17 protein-coding genes and 1 tRNA gene are annotated in these 21,366 nt (G+C 68.5%); 8 read left to right on the top strand and 10 right to left on the bottom strand.

All coding sequences use genetic code 11. The features are described 5' to 3' along the window. The 6 genes from C3E87_RS13700 to C3E87_RS13675 form a co-directional block, all read left to right on the top strand. Positions 1-529: class F sortase (locus C3E87_RS13700; protein ID WP_143571056.1), on the top strand; the 529-nt coding region annotated here is incomplete at its 5' end. A gap of 14 nt (positions 530-543) precedes the next feature. Next, the gene (locus C3E87_RS13695) at positions 544-1,086 is read left to right on the top strand and encodes an RNA polymerase sigma factor (protein ID WP_083665687.1); all 543 of its coding nucleotides are present in this window, start codon (positions 544-546) and stop codon (positions 1,084-1,086) included. Continuing rightward, positions 1,083-1,778, top strand: a complete 696-nt coding sequence (locus C3E87_RS13690; protein WP_076063898.1) for an anti-sigma factor — start codon at positions 1,083-1,085, stop codon at positions 1,776-1,778. The genes C3E87_RS13695 and C3E87_RS13690 overlap by 4 nt, the downstream gene beginning before the upstream one ends. A gap of 82 nt (positions 1,779-1,860) precedes the next feature. Next, positions 1,861-2,718: an Ltp family lipoprotein gene (locus C3E87_RS13685; RefSeq protein ID WP_158069094.1), complete on the top strand. Its 858-nt coding sequence runs from the start codon at positions 1,861-1,863 to the stop codon at positions 2,716-2,718. A gap of 106 nt (positions 2,719-2,824) precedes the next feature. Beyond that, a complete protein-coding gene (locus C3E87_RS13680) occupies positions 2,825-3,658 on the top strand; it encodes an alpha/beta fold hydrolase (protein ID WP_158069093.1) in 834 nt (277 codons plus the stop codon). 64 nt (positions 3,659-3,722) lie between these two features. After that, positions 3,723-4,676, top strand: a complete 954-nt coding sequence (locus tag C3E87_RS13675) for a hypothetical protein (protein ID WP_083665683.1) — start codon at positions 3,723-3,725, stop codon at positions 4,674-4,676. A 160-nt stretch (positions 4,677-4,836) separates the two neighbouring features. On the opposite strand, the gene C3E87_RS13670 is transcribed toward C3E87_RS13675, so the two are convergent. From C3E87_RS13670 to C3E87_RS13635, 8 genes are all read right to left on the bottom strand, one after another. Beyond that, positions 4,837-4,912 (bottom strand) — tRNA-Arg (locus C3E87_RS13670). Positions 4,913-4,980: 68 nt separating this feature from the next. Beyond that, positions 4,981-5,994 (bottom strand): dihydroorotate dehydrogenase-like protein, encoded by a 1,014-nt coding sequence (locus tag C3E87_RS13665; RefSeq protein WP_076063893.1) that lies wholly within the window; start codon positions 5,992-5,994, stop codon positions 4,981-4,983. Beyond that, positions 5,994-9,569, bottom strand: a complete 3,576-nt coding sequence (nifJ, locus tag C3E87_RS13660; protein ID WP_076063891.1) for a pyruvate:ferredoxin (flavodoxin) oxidoreductase — start codon at positions 9,567-9,569, stop codon at positions 5,994-5,996. Before nifJ ends, C3E87_RS13665 begins: the two co-directional genes overlap by 1 nt. Next, on the bottom strand, positions 9,566-11,203 hold the full coding sequence (locus C3E87_RS13655) for an NAD(P)-binding protein (protein WP_076063890.1): 1,638 nt from the start codon (positions 11,201-11,203) through the stop codon (positions 9,566-9,568). The genes nifJ and C3E87_RS13655 overlap by 4 nt, the downstream gene beginning before the upstream one ends. 240 nt (positions 11,204-11,443) lie before the next feature. Then, entirely contained in the window at positions 11,444-11,800 is a 357-nt protein-coding gene (gene trxA / locus C3E87_RS13650) for a thioredoxin (RefSeq protein WP_076063888.1), read from the bottom strand. A gap of 134 nt (positions 11,801-11,934) precedes the next feature. Beyond that, entirely contained in the window at positions 11,935-12,687 is a 753-nt protein-coding gene (locus C3E87_RS13645) for a class I SAM-dependent methyltransferase (protein ID WP_076063885.1), read from the bottom strand. Then, complete coding sequence (locus C3E87_RS13640; RefSeq protein WP_076063882.1) at positions 12,684-13,370, bottom strand: metal-dependent transcriptional regulator; 687 nt, start codon at positions 13,368-13,370, stop codon at positions 12,684-12,686. The genes C3E87_RS13645 and C3E87_RS13640 overlap by 4 nt, the downstream gene beginning before the upstream one ends. Before the next feature lie 72 nt (positions 13,371-13,442). Beyond that, a complete protein-coding gene (locus tag C3E87_RS13635; RefSeq protein WP_076063880.1) occupies positions 13,443-14,585 on the bottom strand; it encodes an N-acetylglucosamine-6-phosphate deacetylase in 1,143 nt (380 codons plus the stop codon). Between the two features lie 85 nt (positions 14,586-14,670). Here C3E87_RS13635 and serC point away from each other — a divergent pair, with 85 nt between their 5' ends. Further along, positions 14,671-15,768 carry a phosphoserine transaminase gene (gene serC, locus C3E87_RS13630; protein WP_076063877.1) on the top strand — a complete coding sequence of 366 codons (1,098 nt, stop codon included), beginning with the start codon at positions 14,671-14,673 and terminating at the stop codon, positions 15,766-15,768. Between the two features lies 1 nt (position 15,769). Here the strand turns inward: serC and C3E87_RS13625 are convergent, their stop codons facing one another. Beyond that, the gene (locus tag C3E87_RS13625) at positions 15,770-16,735 is read right to left on the bottom strand and encodes a hypothetical protein (RefSeq protein ID WP_143571055.1); all 966 of its coding nucleotides are present in this window, start codon (positions 16,733-16,735) and stop codon (positions 15,770-15,772) included. A 161-nt stretch (positions 16,736-16,896) separates the two neighbouring features. Here C3E87_RS13625 and C3E87_RS13620 point away from each other — a divergent pair, with 161 nt between their 5' ends. Continuing rightward, a complete protein-coding gene (locus C3E87_RS13620; protein ID WP_076063871.1) occupies positions 16,897-17,517 on the top strand; it encodes a hypothetical protein in 621 nt (206 codons plus the stop codon). Between the two features lie 432 nt (positions 17,518-17,949). On the opposite strand, the gene C3E87_RS13615 is transcribed toward C3E87_RS13620, so the two are convergent. After that, positions 17,950-21,351, bottom strand: coding sequence for a pyruvate carboxylase (locus C3E87_RS13615; RefSeq protein WP_076063868.1), 3,402 nt, complete (start codon positions 21,349-21,351; stop codon positions 17,950-17,952). Between the last annotated feature and the right edge of the window lie 15 nt (positions 21,352-21,366).

Below are 21,366 nucleotides of genomic sequence, written 5' to 3'. Positions count from 1 at the left end.
GACCTCAGCCCCCTCGCCTGCCTCCACACCGGCTGATCAGGTCGGTGCCAGTTCGGCAGGACTCGCGGCTGCCACCACCCGGCCGTCACCGACCCGGATGATGATCCCCTCCCTGAAGATCGACATGCCGGTCTCACCTCAGGGCGTCGACGACATCGGCCTGATGGCCCTGCCACCCGATCCCGCAGAGGCTGGCTGGTACCGCTTCGGTCCGGCCCCCGGCGACACTCAGGGCGCCACCGTGATCGCGGCCCACGTCGACTCGAAGGAACTGGGCATCGGACCTCTGGCGGACCTTCGCAGGCTGGCCCCCGGTGAGGTCATCGTCGTGCTCGACGCAACAGGGGTTGAGCATGCCTACCGCGTGGAGTCGGTCGACTCCGTGCCGCGCGCCGAACTCGACCTTGCGCAACTGTTCGCCCGCACCGGGACGCACCACCTCAACCTGGTCACGTGCGGCGGCCCCTATCTCCGTGACCGTGGCGGGTACCAGAACAACGTGATCGCCCGCGCAGTGCCCGTTTCTTGACCTAGGCTCTCTGTGTGGACTCCGATGACGTTGCGATGCTCAGCCGGGATGTCGCCGCGGGCTCACGAGAGGCCTTCGCGGCGATGTACGACCGGTGGTCGCCGTTGATCCACGGCTTCGTCCGGCGGAAGGTGGCACCCCCGGATGCCGATGCCGACGATGTCACCCAGCAGGTTTTCGCCTCCGCCTGGTCGAGCAGGTCATCGCTGGTTCCCGGTGAGACGGCGTTGCCCGGCTGGTTGCTGGTGATCGCCCGACGGCGGGTGGCGGACCATTGGGAATCCCGCGCCCGCCACAACCGTCGCGTGGACGAGGCCCGCCGCTACAGCAGCACGGAGGACACCACAGAGCAGCCCGCCGACGACCGCCTCCTCGTCACCGCAGTACTGGACGCCATGGGTGATCCGAAGCGGAAAGTGTTGCAGTTGGCCTTCTACGATGGCCTGACGCACGCGGAGATCGCCGACAGGTTGCAGATGCCCGTCGGCACCGTGAAGAGCCACATCCGACGGGGCTTGTTGATCGTGAAGGACGCCTGGAAGGAGAGCCAATCGTGACGACCCACCTCGAGAACGACCAGTTGCTCTCCCTGGCGCTGGCCGAGGATGACACAACGGATCAGTATGCGGCCCACCTTGCGTCGTGCCCCCGCTGCAACTCGGCCGTGGCGGATCTCCGCCTGGGCGCGCAGCTGGTCAGGGACGCGCAGGGTTCGCCCAGCCTGGCCGCGACACCGCCCCCCCGGCTCCGGGCGCGCGTCCTCGAGGCCTCCGACGCACCGGCCACCGCCGGCACCACCACGTCCGGCCTGCGTTCCCGGTCATGGCCCTGGTTACTGGCGGCTGCCGTCTGCCTCATGGTCGGCGTCGGCCTCGGCACACTGCTCGAGCTCCCGTCACGGGACGCGGCCCCGGTGACCGTGGCCTCCGCAGAACTCGCCCCCCTCGCCGACGACGCCACGCCTACCGCCGCCCGCCTGGTCGACGGGGGCGACGGTCTGGTCCTTGTCGTGGAGGCACCCGTGTTCGACGCGAAGGAAGCCGACTACTTCGAGGTCTGGCTGATCAACGAAGACCTCCAGCGGATGGTGTCGGTGGGCATCCTGGAGCCCGACGGAGAGCAGCGCTTCCCTGTGACGCAGCGACTGTTGGACGAGGGCTACACCATCGTCGACATCTCCCGCGAGCTGTTCGACGACGCCCCCACGCACTCCGGCGACTCCCTGGTGCGCGGCGAACTCACCGACTGATCTTCCTTCGGTCCCCAGTTTTTGTCAGACCCCCTCTATAGCGTCAATGACGTACACATCAATCGTCATTGGGGGAACCAACATGACACAGCAGCATCCAGCCGGCTGGTACACCCAGCCGGACGGCTCGTCCCGGTACTGGGACGGGACGCAGTGGGCAGACCAGGCCGCGCAGGCCACCCAGACCACGGCCGCAGCGCGGCGGCCCTGGTACACGAAGAAGCGCATCATCATCCCGGTGGTCGCGCTCATCGGCCTCATCGCCATCCTGCCCAAGGGCGGCGATGACACCGAGCAGGCCGCGCCCTTGGCCGGCGTCAGCGCAACGGCGGAGACCACGTCTGTCGCACCGGTCGAGGAGACCACCGCGGAGCCGCTCCAGGAAACCACCCCGGCGGCAGCCACCACGGAGGTGGCAGCACTCGAGCCCACGGCGGAAGCCGCCCCTGAGACGACGCCGGTGGAGCCGGTGGAAGAGCCCGTGGTGGAGGAGCCGGCGGATCCGGGCCTCAGCGTCACCCAGGGCCAGGCGGTCGTCAGCGCCGAGAACTACATCAGCTTCGCCCCGTTCTCGCGCACCGGTTTGATCGGCCAGCTCGAGTACGAGGGCTTCGCCACTGCGGACGCCGAGTTCGCCGCTGACGCGATCGGCGCCGACTGGATGGAGCAGGCCGCGCTGAAGGCCGAGTCGTACCTCGAGTTCACCGCCTTCTCGGAGTCGGGTCTGGTGGACCAGCTCGAGTACGAGGGCTTCACGTCCGAGGAGGCCCTCTACGGGGTGGCCAACGTCACCGTCGACTGGATGGAGCAGGCGGCGCTGAAGGCGAAGTCGTACCTGGAGATGGGCGGATTCTCGCGCTCCGGCCTGGTGGACCAGTTGCTCTACGAGGGATTCTCGCAGGCACAGGCCGAGCACGGGGCGGATTCAGTCGGGCTCTGAGCCCGCTGCGCTGGGGGGAAAACCTGTCGGGACTGCGCTGGGGGGAGCGCAGTTCCGGCCTCCGCTGCTACTAGTGGATGCAACTCGCCGGTGACACAGTGGCCTGGTGACCACTTCATGGGTTCCGGTGCCCGAGGGAAGGCTCGCCGTCACTGCCGACGGATCGGGAGAGGCGGTCCTCGTCGTGCGGACCGCGCTGTCCGTGGACGAGACGACATCGTTCTCGCGCCACGAACTGCTGCGTGGGCATTTCCGGGCGATCACCTTCAACCGACGTGGCTACGGGTCGAGCACGACCACCATTACAGCCCCCGCCACGATTGAATCCGACGCGCTGGACTGCCTCGCCGTCCTCGAAGAACTGGACGCGGTGCCCGCCCACGTCATCGGCGTGAGCTACTCGGCGGCAGTGGCGTTGCACCTCGCTTCGCTGGCGCCGGCGGCCGTCCGCTCGGTCGTGGCCATCGAGCCGCCACCCCGGCATGCACCATCCGCCACGGACTTCGTCACGGCGAGCCGCAGGCTGATGGACGTGTACGAGCGCGACGGTGCCGCCGCCGCGCTGGAAGCGTTCATGGTCATGCTCGTCGGGCCGGAGTGGCGACGCCGCCAGGAGGCACTGGCGCCGGGGTCGGTTGAACGGATCGAGCGCGACGCGGCGGCGTTCTTCGGCCGCGACATCCCGGCCCTCCTGACCTGGCGCTACGGGCCGGACGAGGCCGTTTCCCTGGGTGCCCCGGTGTTGTACGTCGGCGGGACCGACAGCGGGCCGATGTTCCGCCAGACCAAGGCCTGGGTCCGGGAACTCTTCCCTGACGTGCAGACGGTCAGCATCTCGGGGGCGGGTCATGATCTCGCGCTCACGCACCCGACGGAACTGGCCATCGCGGTGTCGCGCTTCCTGCAGAGGAACCGGGGCACGCACGCATTCCAGCCGTGAGCCTGGGCACCGAATTTCGCGCGCCATCCGCCCGCGCTCGCATTTCTTGAGCGAGTATGAATGCGTGAACCACACGATCTGGAGCCAACTGGAGGAGTGCGTTCAGCGTCTCTCCGAGCCCTTCCGTGCGTCTGAGATCATCGGATGGTTTTCCCGCCATTACCCCGAGGTCAAGCAGCAATCGCTCAGGACTCACATTCAGGGGGCGACGTCGAACGTCTCCGTCGAGTCTCGTGGCGGGTTCGCCCATCGAAGACCGCTGATCACCAGGATCGACCACGGTCTGTACCGTCGCTTTGAGCCTCACGGCAGTCAGTTACGCACCGAAATCTCTGTGGCCTCTGAACGCGTCGAGCGCACGAGCTCACAACGAGACAGCGTCGACCTTGAGTCAGCAGTTTCCCGCTATCTGATCCATCGCGACCCCGAAGCGCGCTATGCCTCATTCGACTACTGCTTCAACCACTTCCAGCAGCATCGGACAGCAATCGCCACATGGGGCCATCCTCACGGCATGCAGGCCAGTTGCTTCCAGCTGGCCTTCTACCTCGCCAGTTGGGGCATGCTGCGGGGCTCCTCCGGCCTCTTCCGACGAAGCGCTCGTCACCTGGCGCCCCTCGTCGAGACCATCAGCAATGCACCAGACGAGGTGTGGTCCCTCGACCTCGATGGTTACGATTCCCACGGCATCGAACTCGTCCAATGGACTGCGTCGGCCATCCGGGGAGCATTGCTGCCGATCGAGGCATCCGACACCCTCGTTACCAAGATCATGCTCGGTGTGTTCGGATGCGTGCCCGCCTTCGACACGTACTTCCGGAAGGGCTTCGGCGTCTCCACCTTCAGCCCCGCAGCTCTCCGGCAGATCGCTGACTTTTATCAGCGCAACAGGAACTCGATCGACCAGGCACGACTGCCCACACTCGATTTCACCTCCGGTCGGCCGACGGGCCTCCTCTACACGAGGGCAAAGGTCCTGGACATGGCCTTCTTCATAGAAGGCGGCTACCCGGGTTAGTGCGCTCCGGCCCGGCGCGCTGGGGTCAGTCGACGCCAAGTGGACGGCTCTTCTTTCCCCAGCCATGGCCGCAGGCTTATCCGCGTACCCACGGCGGCGCGGCGATCCAGCCCGTCCCGGTTCCGGAGGGCAGGAAGGCCCGTGGGTACATCGGGAAGATTGGCGACCCCGGTTGGATTCGAACCAACGACACCCGCTTTAGGAGAGCGGTGCTCTATCCCCTGAGCTACGGGGCCAACCAGGTCAGGATACCGGCCGGAGAGCCGCCCCGCACAACGGGCGCGGCGGCGCTCCGGACTGTCGTTCAGCGAAGAGATCCGTAGGTGGCCTTGGCCTTCTCCAACGCCGAGACGTACCCGGCGCGCTCATAGACGTCGGCCGGCGCTTCCTTCGGCACGCTCAGCAGCCCGCGCGCCTGGTGCAGCGTCAGGTCGCGGTCCTCCAACCAGGCGGCCAGTTCGTCGACGAGCACCTCGGCGTAGGCGGGGCCGCGTCGGATCAGCGATGAGGTGGTCATCACGACGTCTGACCCAGCCAGGATGTATTTGATGACGTCTTCCGGCCGGTCCACGCCCGTGGTGGCGGCCAGCGACGCAGCGATCTTGCCGCGGAGCACAGCGATCCAGGTGCGCGGCAGGCGGGCCTCCACCGGGGAACTCAGCGAGACACCGGATTCGACGGTGACCCTGTCCACGTCGATGTCGGGCTGCAGGAAGCGGTTGAACAGCACCACGCCGTCCGCGCCGGCGTCCACCAAGCGCAGCACCATGTTGCCCACCGACGAGAAGTACGGGCTGATCTTCGCGGCCACGGGCACGTCGACGGTGCTCTTCACCGCCGCGACGATCTCGAGGTGCCGCTCTTCCACCGCAGCGCCGGTCATCGTGATGTCACCGGGCACGAAGTAGATGTTCAGCTCGATCGCCGAGGCGCCGGCGTCCGCCAGGCGGCGGGCCTGTTGGGTCCAGCCGCCCATCGACGCGCCGTTCAGCGAGGCGATCAGAGGTACATCGATCGCCTTGGCGCCCTGCTCGACCAGCTTCAGGTATGCGTGGCTGGCGTCCTTCTGCGAGGCGGGCACCGTCGGGAAGTAGCTGAGCGCCTCGGGGAAGGAATTGTCGTACATCTCCTCCAGCGCGGCGGCAACCTCGGCCTCCCGGCGGAGCTGTTCCTCGAACAGCGAATACATCACGACGGCTCCGACGCCGCCGTCGGCCAGCGCCTTGATGCCGGCCACCGACTGCGACAGTGGCCCGGCCGAGGCGACGACCGGGTTGCGCAGGGAGAGGCCCAGGTAGGTGGTGGTCAGGTCGGTCATCAGTCTCTCCTCGGGTCTGCAGCAAAGGAATCAGCGCCGCGGGCGGCGAGCTGTTCGTATTCACCCCAGCGGCGGTCGATCTGTTCCTGCGCCAGGGAGAGCAGCCGGTCGGCCTCCTCCGGATCTGCGGCCCGCAGCACCCGGTAGCGCAGCTCGACCGACTGGTACTCGGCCAGCGACAGCCGCGGGCGCGGGGAGTCGAGCAGGAACGGGTTGCCGCCGGCGTCGCGGATGACGGGGTTGTAGCGCATCAGCGGCCAGTGGCCGGAGTTGACCGCCTTGTACTGCTGGTCCAGGCCCTTGCGCATGTCGAAGCCTTGGGCGATGCAGTGGCTGTAGGCGATGATCAGGCTGGGGCCGTCGTAGGCCTCCGCTTCACGGAACGCCTTCAGCGTCTGCTGCGGGTCCGCACCCATGGCGACGCGCGCCACGTAGACGGATCCGTAGGCCGAAGCCTGGAGCGCCAGGTCCTTCTTGTTGGTGGTCTTCCCGCCGGAGGCGAACTTCGCGACGGCGCCCATCGGCGTCGACTTCGAGGCCTGCCCGCCGGTGTTGGAGTACACCTCGGTGTCGAGCACGAGGATGTTGACGTTGCGGCCGGAGGCGAGCACGTGGTCCAGGCCACCGGAGCCGATGTCATAGGCCCAGCCGTCGCCGCCCACGATCCACACGGAGCGCCGCACCAGGTGGTCGGCCACAGAGCGGAGGTCCTCCGCGGCGGTGCCGGTGAGGTCGGTGAGTTTCGGGAGGAGGAGCTTGACCCGCTCCATCTGCGCCGCGATCTCGGAGCCCTGCCGCTGCCTCGCGCCCAGGATGGCGTCGACGAGGTCGTCGTCGCCGATCTGCCCCTTCAGCTCCAGGAGCCGACGGCGGGCCAGGTCCTCGTGGAGGTCCGCGGCCAGCCGCATCCCCAGGCCGAACTCGGCGTTGTCCTCGAACAGGGAGTTGGACCAGGCCGGGCCGCGACCCTCGGCGTTCTTCGCCCACGGCGTGGTGGGCAGGTTGCCGCCGTAGATGGACGAACACCCCGTCGCGTTGGCGATGGTGGCGCGGTCGCCGAACAACTGGCTGAGCAGCTTCAGGTACGGGGTCTCGCCGCAGCCCGAGCAGGCTCCGGAGAACTCGAACAGCGGCTCCAGGAACTGGGTGCCGCGCACGGTGCCGAAATCGACGTTGACGCGCTTGTTGACCGGGAGTTCCTCGAAGAACTCGACGGCCTCGATGTCCTTGCTGCGGTCCAGCTTCGGCACGAGGTTGATGGCGCGGCGGTTCAGCTGACCGATGGGTTTGACGGGGCACGCCTCCACACAGAGGCCGCAACCGGTGCAGTCCTCGACGTAGACCTGCAACGTGTAACTCGTCGACGGGAGGCCGACGGCGTTCAGGGGGGCGCTGAGGAAGCCGTCGGGCGCGCCGTCGAGCATCTCGGTCGGGTAGGACTTGGCACGCAGCACGGCGTGCGGGCAGACGAAGGCGCAGTTGCCGCACTGGATGCAGGCCTCCTCATCCCACTCGGCGACGATCTCGGAGATGTTGCGCTTCTCGAACTTCGTCGTGCCGGAGGGGTACGTGCCGTCGACGGGCAGCGCCGAGACGGGCAGGTCGTCGCCGCGGCCCTGCAGCATGGTCGCGGTGACGGTGCGGACGAACTCGGGGGCATCCGACGGCACCGGGGGGATGAAGCCCCGGCCGGAGGTGGCATCGACGGGGATGTCGAGTTGGAAGAGGTCCGCGAGCGCGGAATCGACCGCCTCGTGGTTCTTCCGGACGACCTCGGCCGACTTGCGGGCGTAGGTCTTGGAGATGGCGTCCTTGATCTTGCGGATCGCCAGTTCCCTGTCGAGCACGCCGGAGATGGCGAAGAAGCAGGTCTGCAGGATGGTGTTGGTGCGGCTGCCCAGGCCCGCCGCGCGTGCCACCTTGCCGGCGTCGATCACGTAGACCTTGAGGCCCAGTTGGATGATCTTCTCCTGCATGGGCTGCGGCAGGTGGTGCCACGTCTCGCGTGGGCCGTACGGGGAGTTGAGCAGCAGCGTGGTGCCGGGCCGCGCGAACTCCAGCACGTCGACGCGCTCCAGGATGGACCAGTGGTGGCAGCCGATGAAGCCTGCCTGGCTGACCAGGTACGGCGCCTTGATCGGGTTGGGGCCGAACCGGAGGTGCGAGACGGTGCGCGAGCCGGATTTCTTCGAGTCGTAGACGAAGTAGCCCTGGGCGAACAGGTCCTCCGATGAGCCGAGGATCTTGATGGTGTTCTTGTTGGCGCCGACGGTGCCGTCGGAGCCCAGCCCGTAGAACACGGCGCGCAGGGTCTCGGGGTCCTCGAGGTCCAACGTCGGGTCGTAGTCGAGCGACAGGTGCGTCACGTCGTCGTTGATGCCGACGGTGAACCGGGGCCGCGGGTGCTCGGCGCCCAGCTCATCGAAGATCGCCTGCACCATCGCGGGCGTGAACTCCTTCGACGACAGGCCGTAGCGACCACCGATCATCTGGGGCAGCGAGGCCCGCCGACCGTTGGCGACCGCCTCGCCCAGCACGGAACTGACGTCGAGGAACATCGGCTCGCCTGAGGCGCCGGGCTCCTTGGTGCGGTCCAGCACCGCGAGGCGCCGCACGCTGTCGGGCAGCGCGGCGAGCAGGGCCTCCGTCGGGAAGGGGCGGTACAGGCGCATCTGGATGACCCCGACGCGCCCGCCGTCGGCATTGAGCCTGTCGACCACGGGGGTGACGGCCTCGATGCCGGAGCCCATGATGATGACAACCCGCTCCGCGTCCTCGGCGCCGTGGTACTCGACGAGGCCGTAGCTGCGGCCGGTGAGCGCCTCGAACTGGCGCATGGCATCCGTCAGCACGCCGGGCACCCACTCGTAGAACGCGTTGGACGTCTCGCGTGACTGGAAGTAGGTGTCCGGGTTCTGCGCGGTGCCGCGGATGAACGGGTTGGCGGGGCTGAGGGCGCGGCCGCGGTGCTCGAGCACGAGGTCGCGCGGGATGAAGGCGCGCAGCTGGTCGTCGGTGAGACGCGTCATGGTGTTGAGCTCGTGCGAGGTGCGGAACCCGTCGAAGAAGTGCACGAACGGCAGGCGCGTGCGCAGCGTGGCGTGGTGCGCGATGGCGGCCATGTCGTGGGCCTCCTGCACCGACGCGGAGCTGAGCAGGCACACGCCCGTCTGCCGCACGGCCATGACGTCCTGGTGGTCGCCGAAGATGGACAGGCCCTGCGTCGCCAGGGAGCGCGCGGCCACGTGGAACACCGTCGAGGTCAGCTCGCCGGCGATGCGGTACATGTTGGGGATCATCAGCAGGAGACCCTGCGACGCGGTGAACGTCGTCGACAGAGCACCACCCTGCAACGCGCCGTGCATCGCGCCGGCGGCGCCGCCCTCGGACTGCATCTCGATGACGGTGGGCACCTGCCCGTAGATGTTGGGGCGGTGGTGCGCCATCCACTCGTCGGCGAGCTCCGCCATGGTGGAGCTGGGAGTGATGGGGTAGATCGAGCACAGTTCGCTCACCCGGTAGGCGACATCAGCCGCTGCCTCGTTGCCGTCGATGATGGCCTGCAGGCTGCTCATCGTCCTCCCTCCGGAATCATCTCGATGGCGTGCACCGGGCACTGCTCGTAGCAGGTGGCACAGCCCGTACATTTCTCGTAGTCAAAGCGGTACCGGTTGCCCTTGCCCAGCTTGATGACGGCGTCCTCCGGGCAGGCGCCGAAGCAGCCGTCGCACTCGAAGCAGTTACCGCAACTGAGGCACCGGCGCGCCTCGAAGTTCGCCTCCTCGTCGGTGAGGCCGGAGACGATCTCGGCGAAGTCGCCGATGCGGTCCTCCCCCTCCGTCTCCTGGTGCTGCCGACGGCCGTGGTCGCCGAAGTACCACACGTTCATCTGGTCAAGGGTGACGACGGGATGCTTCAGCGGCGTGACCCATTCCTCGGTGTTGAGGTAGGCGTCGATCCGCTTGGCCGCCTTCTTGCCGTGGCCGGTGCCGATGGTGACGGTCCGGTCCGACGGCACGGCGTCGCCGCCGGCGAAGATGCCGGGCACCGCGGTCATCAGCGAATGCGGATCGACGTCGACCACGTCGTCGTTGAAGCTCATGCCGGGGATGGCGCGGAGGAAGTCGGTGTCGGCGCGCTGGCCGAGCGCGAGGATGACGGTGTCGGCGGTGAGCGTCTCGTACCTGCCGGTGCCGCGGGCCCTGCCCTCCTCGTCGATCTCCATGACCTCGACGGTGAGGTCCTCGTCGTGCATCTCCTTGATGGTGCGCAGCCAGTTCATCTTGACGCCCTCTGTCTGGGCGCCCTCGAGTTCCTCGGCGTGGGCGGGCATCTGTTCCTCGGTGCGCCGGTAGACGACGACCGACTCCTCCGCGCCGAGCCGCCGGGCGACCCGGGCTGCGTCCATGGCCGTGTTGCCGCCGCCGTAGACGGCGACCCGGCGGCCGATGATCGGCCGCTCTCCCGAGGCGACGTCGCGCAGGAAGCTCACCGCGTCGACGACCCGTGTGGCGTCTGCCGAGGGGATGTCGACGCGCTTGGAGATGTGGGCGCCGACGGCGACGAACACCGCGTCGAACCGGCCCTGCTCCTGCATGGCCAGGAGGTCCTTGATGGGGGTGTTCTGCCGGAAGACGATGCCCATCTCGCGGAGGCGGTCGATCTCGGCGTCCAGCACGTTGCGTGGGAGGCGGTACTCGGGGATGCCGTAGCGCATCATGCCGCCGGGGAGGTCCCCGGCGTCGAAGATCTCCACGGCATGGCCGAGGCGGGCGAGGTGGTACGCGGCGGAGAGGCCTGAGGGACCTGCGCCCACCACCATCACGCGGCGGCCGGAGGCGCGGCGGCCCTTGGGGAACTGCCAGCCCTTCTCGATGGCGAGGTCGCCCAGGTAGCGCTCCACGGAGTGGATGCTGACGGCGGAGTCGAGCTCCTGACGGTTGCAGGCGGTCTCGCACGGGTGGTAGCAGACGCGCCCGTGGACGGCGGGGAACGGGTTGTCGGCCACTAGCTGTCGCCAGGCCGCCTCCGCCTCGCCGGCCTTGATGAGCCTCAGCCATTCCTGGATGTTCTCGCCCGCCGGGCACCCCGCGTTGCACGGCGGGAGCATGTCCAGGTAGATGGGACGGCGCGAGCGTACCGCCGCCACCCGTCCTTGGCTCGCACTGAGATCCGGTTGGACCGTCATGTCCTTGCGGTCGGAGGTCATCGTCGTCCCTTTCCCTTACTACTACTGGTCATAGTAGGGGGCGGGGGTATTTGCCTCCAGAGGGGGTGTCCCCAAACGTTGGGGCCGCGCCGTGCCCATGAGCAATTGGATGGGGTCACGGGCGCGACACGCCGACCAACAGGGTTACAGAACCGGTGACCCCATCCAGGTGCTCACCCACGACGACGGCGGCCCGCCCCCGGAGTGGGGACGGGCCGCCGTTCGTTGGTGGTCTGCGGGTTACTTCTTCTGCTGATCGGCGAGCGCGGCCTCGATGTCGAGGTCGCGGATCTGCTCGATCACGGAGTCGAGCTGCTTGCCGCTGAGCATGCCGGCCTGGCGGAACACCAGCTGGCCGGACTTGAAGCCCATCAACGTGGGGATGGACTGGATCTCCAGCGCAGCCGCAAGGTCGCGAGCGTCTTCGGTGTCGACCTTCGCGAACACGACGTCGTCGTGCCGCACGGAGGCGTCATCGTAGATCGGCGCAAAACGCTTACACGGTCCGCACCAGTCGGCCCAGAAGTCGACCAGCACGATCTCGTTGTCCTTGACCGTGCTCTCGAAATCAACAGCAGTCAGGTCAGTGGTCGCCATGGGTGACACCTTTCGTCGTCGTTTCCACGTAGTGCAACGCGGTGGGATTACGGGATATTCCGCCCGACACTTCGACCATACCCCGGCTCGCTGCCACTTCCTATGGACCGACAGAGTCCCAGCCCGGCAGGAAATTACTTGATCGCGATGATGCGGCGCATCGGCAGCGGCACCTTGACGGGGCCGATCCGGAGCCGCTGGCGGAGGAAATCGAGCGTGGCGGCCGTGCGGCTGGCGTCGACGGGGGCGCGGAGCCCGGCGAGGAAGTGTTCCGCGTCCTCCTCGCTGGCCAGTTCGTAGTAGTACTTCGCCCGCTTGTCCTCGGCCTTGGTGAGGCCCACCTCACCCAGCGCACGCTTGGCCGTGAACTCGGTGACGCCCGGGAGGTGCGGGGTGGTGCGCAGGTAGCCGCCCAGACGGCTGACGATCTTCAGGTCCTCGATGTTCGCGGGACGCAGCGACGGCGTGAGTGCGGCGAACACACCACCGGGCCTCAGCACACGGGCGGCCTCCGCCAGGAACCGTGGACGGTCCGCCACGACGGAGATGCCGATCGAGCTGACCACCGCGTCGAAGCTGTTGTCGGCGAACGGCAGGTAGGAGGCGTGCGCCTGCACCAGCGGGCCGCGGCCGCGTCGCTGCGCCTCGCGCAGCTCCGCCTCTGAACGGTCCAGGCCGATGACGGTGCGGCCCGGCCGCTGCAGCCGCTCGATCATCGCCCCGGCGCCGCAGGCCAGGTCGAGCACGGTCACGGCCGACGACGACACTGCCCGCGCCAGCCACTCGTAGGGGGTGCGGTCACCTCCGTAGGAGCGGGACAGCACCTCCTCCATGGCGCCGGGCTTGCGGGTGCCGAACCACCTCAGCACGCCGTCGATGTCGCTCACTCGGGGCTCACGAACAGCAGTTCCGCAGTGTGCACGGGCACGTCGACGGCGGCCTCGCCGACGGTGATGTGCACCATGTTGCCGATCCTCACCGCCTCGAAGGGGGTGTCAGGTCCGAAGCCGGTGCGCGCCAGGAGCCCCAGCGAGTGCGCGTCGGCCTGGAGGTTCTCGCTCATGCGTTGCAGCACGAACCGCTGCGGTTCCTCGGTCACCATGTCGGTGAGCGGGTCCGCGCCTTCGCGGAACGGTTGGTGGTCCACGTCGATGCCGAGTTCGTGCAGCCCGGGAATGGGGTTGCCGTAGGGCGAGTGGGTGGGGGAATCGAGGATCGCGACGAGGCGCTTCTCCACGTCCAGGGAAATGACGTGCTCCCAACGGCAGGCCTCGTCGTGCACCTTCTCCCACTCGAGGCCGATGACCTCCGTGAGCAGGCATTCAGCGAGGCGGTGCTTGCGCATGACGTCGCGCGCCAGCTTGGCGCCGGTGCGCGTCAGCTTGATGGTGCGGTCCTCGTCGACGACGAGGAGTCCGTCTCGTTCCATCCGCCCCACGGTCTGCGAGACGGTGGGACCGGACTGGTGGAGTCTCTCAGCGATGCGGGCCCGAAGCGGCGGTATCCCCTCTTCGAGCAGCTCATACACCGTGCGGAGATACATCTCCGTGGTGTCGATCAGGTCACTCATCGCCACCCCCTTTCCCCGGCCATCCTAGCCCCGGCGTGGTTGCGAGAAGCCTGGAGCCGCGGCTTGGGCCCCTCAACCGGCGTGGGGGGCGACGATCCACTCGCCTCGGCGCAGCACGCCCCTCAGCACGCCGTCGTCGTCCACGAGGCACACGTCCGCGAACTTCCCGGGCGCGAGTTCGCCGACGTCCGGCACGCCGTGCCACTTCGCCGGGGTGGTCGACGCCATGAGCGCCGCGTCGGGGATCGAGACGCCGACCTCCTGCACGACGAACTCGAAGGCGCGGGCCATGGTCAGGGTGGAGCCAGCGATGGCGCCCTGGCTGCCATCGGTGGTCACGAGGCGGGCGGTGCCGTCCTTGACCTCCACCTCGAGCTCGCCGAGGAGGTAGTTTCCGTCGCCGATGCCGGTGGCGCTCATGGCGTCGGTCACCAGCGCGACGCGGCCCGGTCCGGCGGCGTCGATGGACATGGCGGCGATCACCGGGGCGTGGTGGATGCCGTCGCAAATCAGCTCCACCATCACGCGCTCGTCGGAGAGCAGCACCGGCACGGGGCCGGGCTCGCGGTGGTGGATAGAGCGCATGGCGGAGAACAGGTGGGTGGCGATGTCGGCGCCCCACTCGATGGATTCCGCAGTGGTCACGTCATCGGCATCCGAGTGGCCGAAGGCCACATGGACCCCGGCCTCGACGAAGCGGCGGGTGGCTTCCTCGCCGTGGTCGCGTTCGACGGCGAGCGTGATCATCTTCAGGGCGTCGCCGCCGGCGGCGATGAGGCGCTCGACGGATTCCGGATCAGGGTCGCGCAACAGCGCGGGGTCGTGGGCGCCCTTCTTGGCCTCGGCCAGGAAAGGACCCTCCAGGTGGATGCCGCCCAGTTCGCCGGCCTCGACCAGTTCCTTCAGGACGGCCAACTGCGCCTCGAGCTTCTCGATGGGTTCGGTCACCGTGGAGGCGAACACCGTGGTGGAGCCCTGCTTGCGGTGGTAGTCGACTGCCCGCAGGTTGGCCTCTCGGTCGGGGTTGCCGAAGGCGACACCGACGGCCCCGTGGCAGTGCGAGTCGACGAATCCCGGGACTGCCCAGAGGGTGCCCTCTCCCCCGCCACCGGATTCGACGGAGACGATACGGTCACCGTCGACGGTGAGGACCGCGTCGTCGACGACGCCTTCGGGAGTGACTGCGTGGGCAACCTTGATCTGCGTAACGGCCATGGCTCCATCCAACACCACCCGTTTCGCGGCCCTGAACATGGATCCCCGAAATGTGCAGGTCGGGTGAGATGAGAAGATTGCCCCCATGATGATCCCCGACGATCTGCTCCCGCTCGACGGCCGGTTCGGCTCCGGCCCGGCGAAGGTTCGCCCCGAGGCCCTCGACTACCTGGGCCTGCGCTCCGACATCATGGGCACCTCGCATCGTCAGGCCCCGGTCCGCGAACTGGTCGCCACCATTCAGGCGGGCCTGTCCGAGCTGTACCGCCTGCCCGACGGCTACGAGGTGGTGCTCGGCAACGGCGGTTCCACCCTGTTCTGGGACATGGCCGTCTTCTCGCTGATCGAGCAGCGCTCGGCCCACGGCGTCTTCGGCGAGTTCACCCGCAAGTTCGCCCGCGCCGCCTCGCGCGCGCCGCACCTCGACGACCCGGCGATCTTCGAGGCCCCGGCGGGCGGCGTCGCGCTGCCCGATAGCCGCGACTCGGACGTCCACGCCTGGGCGCAGAACGAGACTTCAACCGGCGCTGCGGCCCCCGTCGTGCGCCGTGGCGACCCGGATTCCATCGTGCTGATCGACGCCACCTCTGCCGCCGGCGGCATCGATGCCGACATCTCGGAGACGGACGTCTACTACTTCGCCCCGCAGAAGAACTTCTCCTCCGACGGCGGGCTCTGGCTCGCGTTCGCCTCGCCCGCTGCCGTCGAGCGGGCGGAGCGGATCAAGGCCGGGGGGCGCTACATCCCCGAAATCCTGGATTTCAGCACCGCGGTCAGCAACTCGCGGAAGAACCAGACGCTCAACACCCCCGCGCTGGCCACGCTGCTGCTGCTCGAGGACCAGATCCAATGGATGCTGGACCTCGGCGGGATGGCGGAGGTCGCGGCGCGCTGCCGCCGCTCCAGCCAGACGCTGTATGACTGGGCCGAAGCGCGCAGCTTCGCGTCGCCGTTCGTGACGGACCCGGCGCACCGCTCCCCCGTCGTCGCCACGATCGACCTGGACGAGAGCGTCAACGCGGCCACGGTCATCGCGGCGTTGCGGGACAACGGCATCCGCGACGTGGATCCGTACCGGGCGCTGAACCGCAACCAGTTGCGCGTCGGCTGTTACGCGTCAGTTGATCCCGACGACGTGGAGGCGCTCACCGCGTGCCTCGACTACGTGATCGAGCGGCTGTAAGTCAGTTGCGCCAGAGGTAGGTGACGACGCCGGCGGCGAGCGCCACGGCCGCAGCCAGTGCCAACGCCGTGATGGTGCCGGCCCTTGCCGGGCCTTCTTCGGCGGCAGGTTCGGGGGCGGCGGGTTCCTCGCTCCCCGTGGCTGTCGGTGCCGTCGTGGACGGCTCTGCTGACGGCGACTCCGCCACCTCCGGCGCCACGGTGGTCGTCACGTCCTCGCCGGGCACCTCGCTGACGCGGACGGCGGGGTTGCCGCCGACGAAGAGTTCGTCGTCGGCACCCCTCGCGATGGATTCGCCCTCCGGGGCCCCGACGATGGTGTCGGTGACGAGCGGTTCCCACCGCAGGGCGTCGATGTACTCGATGCCGGCGGTGGTGCGCAGCGCCATGGTGGAGCCGTCGCTGAGGAAGACGCCGTCGGTCACGCCCTCAGGCGCGTCGTAGACCCGCACGAGGGTGTTCATGTCCTCGCGACTGATGTCGCCGCGCACACGGTAGACGCCCGGGGATTCGCCGCCGGTGACGATGTAGATGTTGCCGCGCCCGGAGATGAGCATCGCCTGGGCGTCCTGCGGCTGGTCCTCGTACTGGAAGTCGTAGGCGTGGTACGTGGTGCGCCCGCCGTCGGTGGAGCCGAGGCGGTAGACGACGATGGTGTCGCGGGTGCTTCTGGGGTCTCCGATGTCGCCGACCCAGAGCCTGTCGCCGGACCAGGACAGTGCCTGCACCGAGACGAGGTCTGCGGTGAACGTGACTTCCTTCTCGCCCGTGGCGTCCACCAGCGTGCCCTGGTCCGCGTCTGCGCCGGCGAGCCAGAGTTCCTCGTTGCCGGGGTCGTAGGCCATGCCCACCAGCGGCGCTGCACTCTCGGGGATGGGGACGTCCTCTGCGAATGCCGGCAGCACGGCCGTGGCAAGCGCCAGGCCGCCGGCCAGCGAGGCTGCTGCGCTACGGACGAGGATGTTCATCAGACCGCCCAGCATAGGGCGTCACCGGTGATCACAGCTGGCCGCCCCACACGGCGCTGGCGACAGCAAGCAACACGAGGGCCACCAGGACCCCCGTGACTATCAGGCGACGACTTCTCGGATTCACTGCGTTGATACTACGCGCGGGATAACGTGGAAGCATGCACCGGCTCGTCGTCTACGCGATCTCGATCGATGAGGTGCGCGACATCTTCCGCGCTCCGGTGCCTCTCGCCGAGCGCCTGCGCGCGGTCGCCGCCGAGCGTTTCGCGGCCCCCCAGCCGTCGCGTCGGCACTGGTTCGGCCCCCTGATGCGGCGTGATCCGGCCAACGAGGTCGACCCGTCGCTGCCGCAGCGCACGGATGTCGACGCGCTGCTCACCGGTGCCTACATTCCGCCGGACCGCATGGCCCCCAGCTGGCACCTGTTCCAGGCCTGGCTCGACGAGTTGTCGGCCGCGCGCCGCGACATCCCGTGGGACGCGGAGACCTTCGACAGGGTCGAATGGGACCTCGCCCGCGGCGGCCTGAACAGCGACTACTCGCTGCGTTCGTTGGCGGACCGCCAGTTGGCCGTGCCGCTGCGGCCGCTCCCCGGCCAGGTGGTGGGCTACGCGAAGCGGGTGCACGCCGTCGAGGCTCTGGAGGACTACCGACGCGTGCTGACCAACCCGGAACTCAGCGACGAGGCGCGCTCCTGGCTGCAGCCCGTCGTCGAGGTGCTCGAGGCTGTGGCCTCGGACGAGCGGCTGGATGTCGCCGTCGTGGGCACCGACTCGTAGCCGCACCCCAAGGGCACCGACTCCTAGCGTCGCCCTAGGCCTCCAGACCGAACTCGGTCCGACCACCGGCAGCCGTCAGCTCACAGCAGGTGATGGGAGGGGCCCCGACGGGTTAGGTGGGCGTTGTCGGAGTCCCGTCGCCCACCCCCCGCAAACAAACAGCCACGCGCGCCGGGACTACGGCATGGGCGGGAGGGCTCCTCCCCTCACCTGCGGAACCGGCCGCAAGCCCCACCATCGGCAGCCCTCAGCCCACAGCAGGTGACGGGAGGGGCCCGACGGGTTAGGTGGGCGTTGTCGGAGTCCCGTCGCCCACCGCCCGCAAACAAACAGCCACGCGCGCCGGGACTACGGCATGGGCGGGAGGGCCCCTCCCATCACCTGCGGAACCGGCCGCAAGTGACCACCCCCACAGCCAGTCTCCAGCGGCAACTAGCTGGGGTCGATCACCAGGACGAGGTCGCCGCCCTCGAGTTGAGTGGCGCCCGGTAGCACGACGCGACGGACGGTACCGCTCACCGGCGCGTTGATGGAGGCCTCCATCTTCATCGCCTCGATCGTGGCCACCGGCGCCCCCGCCTCAACCACGTCGCCCTCAACCACCGACGGCGTCACGACGCCGCTGAAGGGTGCGGCCACATGGCCCTTGTTCGACGTGTCCGCCTTCTCCGCCGCCGCGACCTCCGACTTGATCGAGAGGTCACGCACCCGCACCGGCCGGATCTGGCCGTTGAGCAGCGTCATGACGGTGCGCTTGCCGCGCTTGTCGGGCTCTGAGATGGCCTCCAGTCCGGCCAGCAGCGTGACGCCCTTCTCCAGCGTGATGGCGTATTCCTTGCCGCGTTCCATGCCGTAGAGGTACGGCACGGTGGGCAGCACGGAGATGTCGCCGAAGTCTTCGCGGGCCTGGATGAAGGCCTTCGTGGGGCCGGGGAACAGCAGCCGGTTGAGCGTCTCCTGACGCTCACGCCCCTCGTTCTCCAACAGTGCCAGGTCTTCCTCGGACACCTCGGTGACGCGGACGGGGACCTTGCGGCCTCCCAGTGCCTTGGTGCGGAAAGGCTCAGGCCAGCCGCCGGCGGGTTCGCCGAGTTCGCCGCCGAGGAAGCCGATCACGGAATCCGGGATGTCGAAGTTCTGCGGGTCCTCTTCGAACGCCTTCGGGTCTGCACCGACGGCGACGAGGTGCAGCGCGAGGTCGCCCACCACCTTCGACGACGGGGTGACCTTGGTGGGCCGGCCGAGGATCTTGTCTGCGGCCTCGTACATGTTCTCGATCTGCTCGAACTTCTCGCCGAGGCCGAGCGCGATGGCCTGCTGGCGCAGGTTCGACAGTTGGCCGCCCGGGATCTCGTGCGAGTAGACGCGGCCGGTGGGCGCGGGAAGGCCGGACTCGAACGGCTTGTACAGGTTGCGCACGGCTTCCCAGTAGGGCTCGAGGTTCAGCACGGCCTGCGCGTCGAGTTCGGTCTGGCGCTCCGTCTGGTCCAGCGCCATCAGGAGGGCCGACATCGGCGGCTGCGAGGTGGTGGAGCTGAGCGCCGAGTTCGCCACGTCGACGGCGTCGACCCCCGCGTCGATGGCCGCCATGAGGGTGGCCATCTGGCCGCCCGTGGTGTCGTGGGTGTGCAGGTGCACGGGCTGGTCGAAACGCTCCCGGAGCGCGGTGACCAGACGGCGGGCCGCCTCGGGGCGCAGCAGCCCGGCCATGTCCTTGATGGCCAGGATGTGCGCACCCGCGTCGACGATCTTCTCCGCCAGGCGGAGGTAGTAGTCCAGCGTGTAGATCTTCTCGTTGGGGTCCAGCAGGTTCGAGGTGTAACACAGCGCCACCTCGGCCACAGAGCTGGTGGTGTGCACCGCTTCGATCGCGGGGCGCATCTGCTCCACGTCGTTGAGCGCGTCGAAGATGCGGAAGATGTCGATGCCGGTGGCGGCGGCCTCGGCGACGAACGCCTGCGTCACCTCCGTGGGGTACGGGGTGTAGCCGACGGTGTTGCGGCCGCGCAGCAGCATCTGCAGGTTCTGGTTCGGCATCGCTTCGCGCAGCGTGGCGAGCCGCTCCCACGGGTCTTCGCCCAGGAAGCGCAGGGCCACGTCGTAGGTGGCACCACCCCAGCATTCGATGGAGAACATCTCGGGCAGCAGGCGGGCCTGCGTCGGGGCGATGCGCAGCAGGTCGCGCGTGCGGACGCGGGTGGCCAGGAGCGACTGGTGCGCGTCGCGGTAGGTGGTGTCGGTGACCCGCACCGGCACCGCGTCGCGCAGTTCCTTGGCGAACCCGGCGGCGCCGAGCGCCAGCAACCGCTGACGGGAGCCGTCGGGCACTCCCCCGTTGAGGTCCACCTTCGGCAGCTTGTCGCCCGGGTCCAGCGTGGTGGGCGCGTCGCCGTGCGGCTTGTTGACCGTGACCTCGGCGATGTGGCGCAGCAGCTTGGTGGCCCGGTCTGCCGGGGTGCGGGCGTTGAGCAGGTAGGGGCGCTCGTCGATGAAGTTGGTGGTGACCGGCCCCGCCAGGAAGTCGGCGTCCTCCAGCACTGCCCGCAGGAACGGGATGTTGGTGGCCACGCCGCGGACGCGGAACTCGGCCAGCGCGCGCTGGGCGCGGGCGATGGCCATCTTCAGGTCGCGGCCGCGGGCGGTCAGCTTGACCAGCAGCGAGTCGAAGTGGGGGCTGATCTCGACGCCGGTGCCGGTGGTGCCGCCGTCGAGGCGGATGCCCGCGCCGGAGGCCGAGCGGTACGCCGTGATGAGGCCGGTGTCCGGGCGGAAGGAGTTGAGCGGGTCCTCCGTCGTGATGCGGCACTGGAGGGCGGCACCGCGGATCTGCAGCTCGTCCTGACGGATGCCGATCTGCTCGAGCGTTTCACCATTGGCGATGCGCATCTGCGCCTGCACCAGGTCCACGTCGGTGATCTCTTCGGTGACGGTGTGCTCCACCTGGATGCGCGGGTTCATCTCGATGAACACGTGCTCACCGGCGCGGGGGCCGTCGGTCTCGACGAGGAACTCGACGGTGCCGGCGCAGAAGTAGTTGATGGATTCGGCGAACTTCACGGCGTCGCTGCACAGCGCTTGGCGCAGTTCCTCTGAGATGAACGGCGCCGGGGCCATCTCGATGACCTTCTGGTGGCGGCGCTGGATGGAGCAGTCCCGCTCGAAGAGGTGGACGATGTTGCCCTCGCCGTCGGCGAGGATCTGCACCTCGATGTGACGCGGGGCGGCGACCGCCTGCTCGATGTAGACGGTGGGGTCACCGAACGCGGCCTCGGCCTCGCGCATGGCGGCGGCCACCTCGTCGGCGATCTTGCTGGGGTCGTCGACGCGGCGCATGCCGCGGCCACCGCCGCCGGCGACAGCCTTCACGAACACCGGGAAGCCGATCTCGTCTGCCGCCTTCTTCAGCACCTCGACGTCTGTGGAGGGAGGGCAGGAGTTGAGGACCGGCACGCCGGCCTTCTTGGCGGCCTCGATGGCGCGCACCTTGTTGCCGGCCATGGCGAGCACGTCGGACGAGGGCCCGATGAAGGTGATCCCGTTCTCCTCGCAGGCCTTGGCGAAGTCAGGGCTCTCCGACATGAAGCCGTAGCCGGGGTAGATCGCGTCCGAGCCGGATTCCTTGGCCGCCCGGATGATCTCGTCGATGCTCAGGTAGGCGCGGACCGGGTGACCCTCCTCCCCGATGAGGTACGACTCCGACGCCTTCACGCGGTGATCGGCGTTGCGGTCCTCGTAGGGGAACACTGCGACGGTGCGGTAGCCGAGTTCGTAGGCTGCACGGAATGCGCGCACTGCGATCTCGCCGCGGTTGGCGACCAATACCTTTTGGAACATGGGCGTCAGCCTAAC

This window comes from Tessaracoccus sp. ZS01 (assembly GCF_022342445.1).
In the GTDB taxonomy this organism is placed as follows: domain Bacteria; phylum Actinomycetota; class Actinomycetes; order Propionibacteriales; family Propionibacteriaceae; genus Arachnia.
The sequence above is the reverse complement of the archived record's forward strand: the minus strand, read 5'-3'. Positions and strand labels throughout refer to the sequence as shown.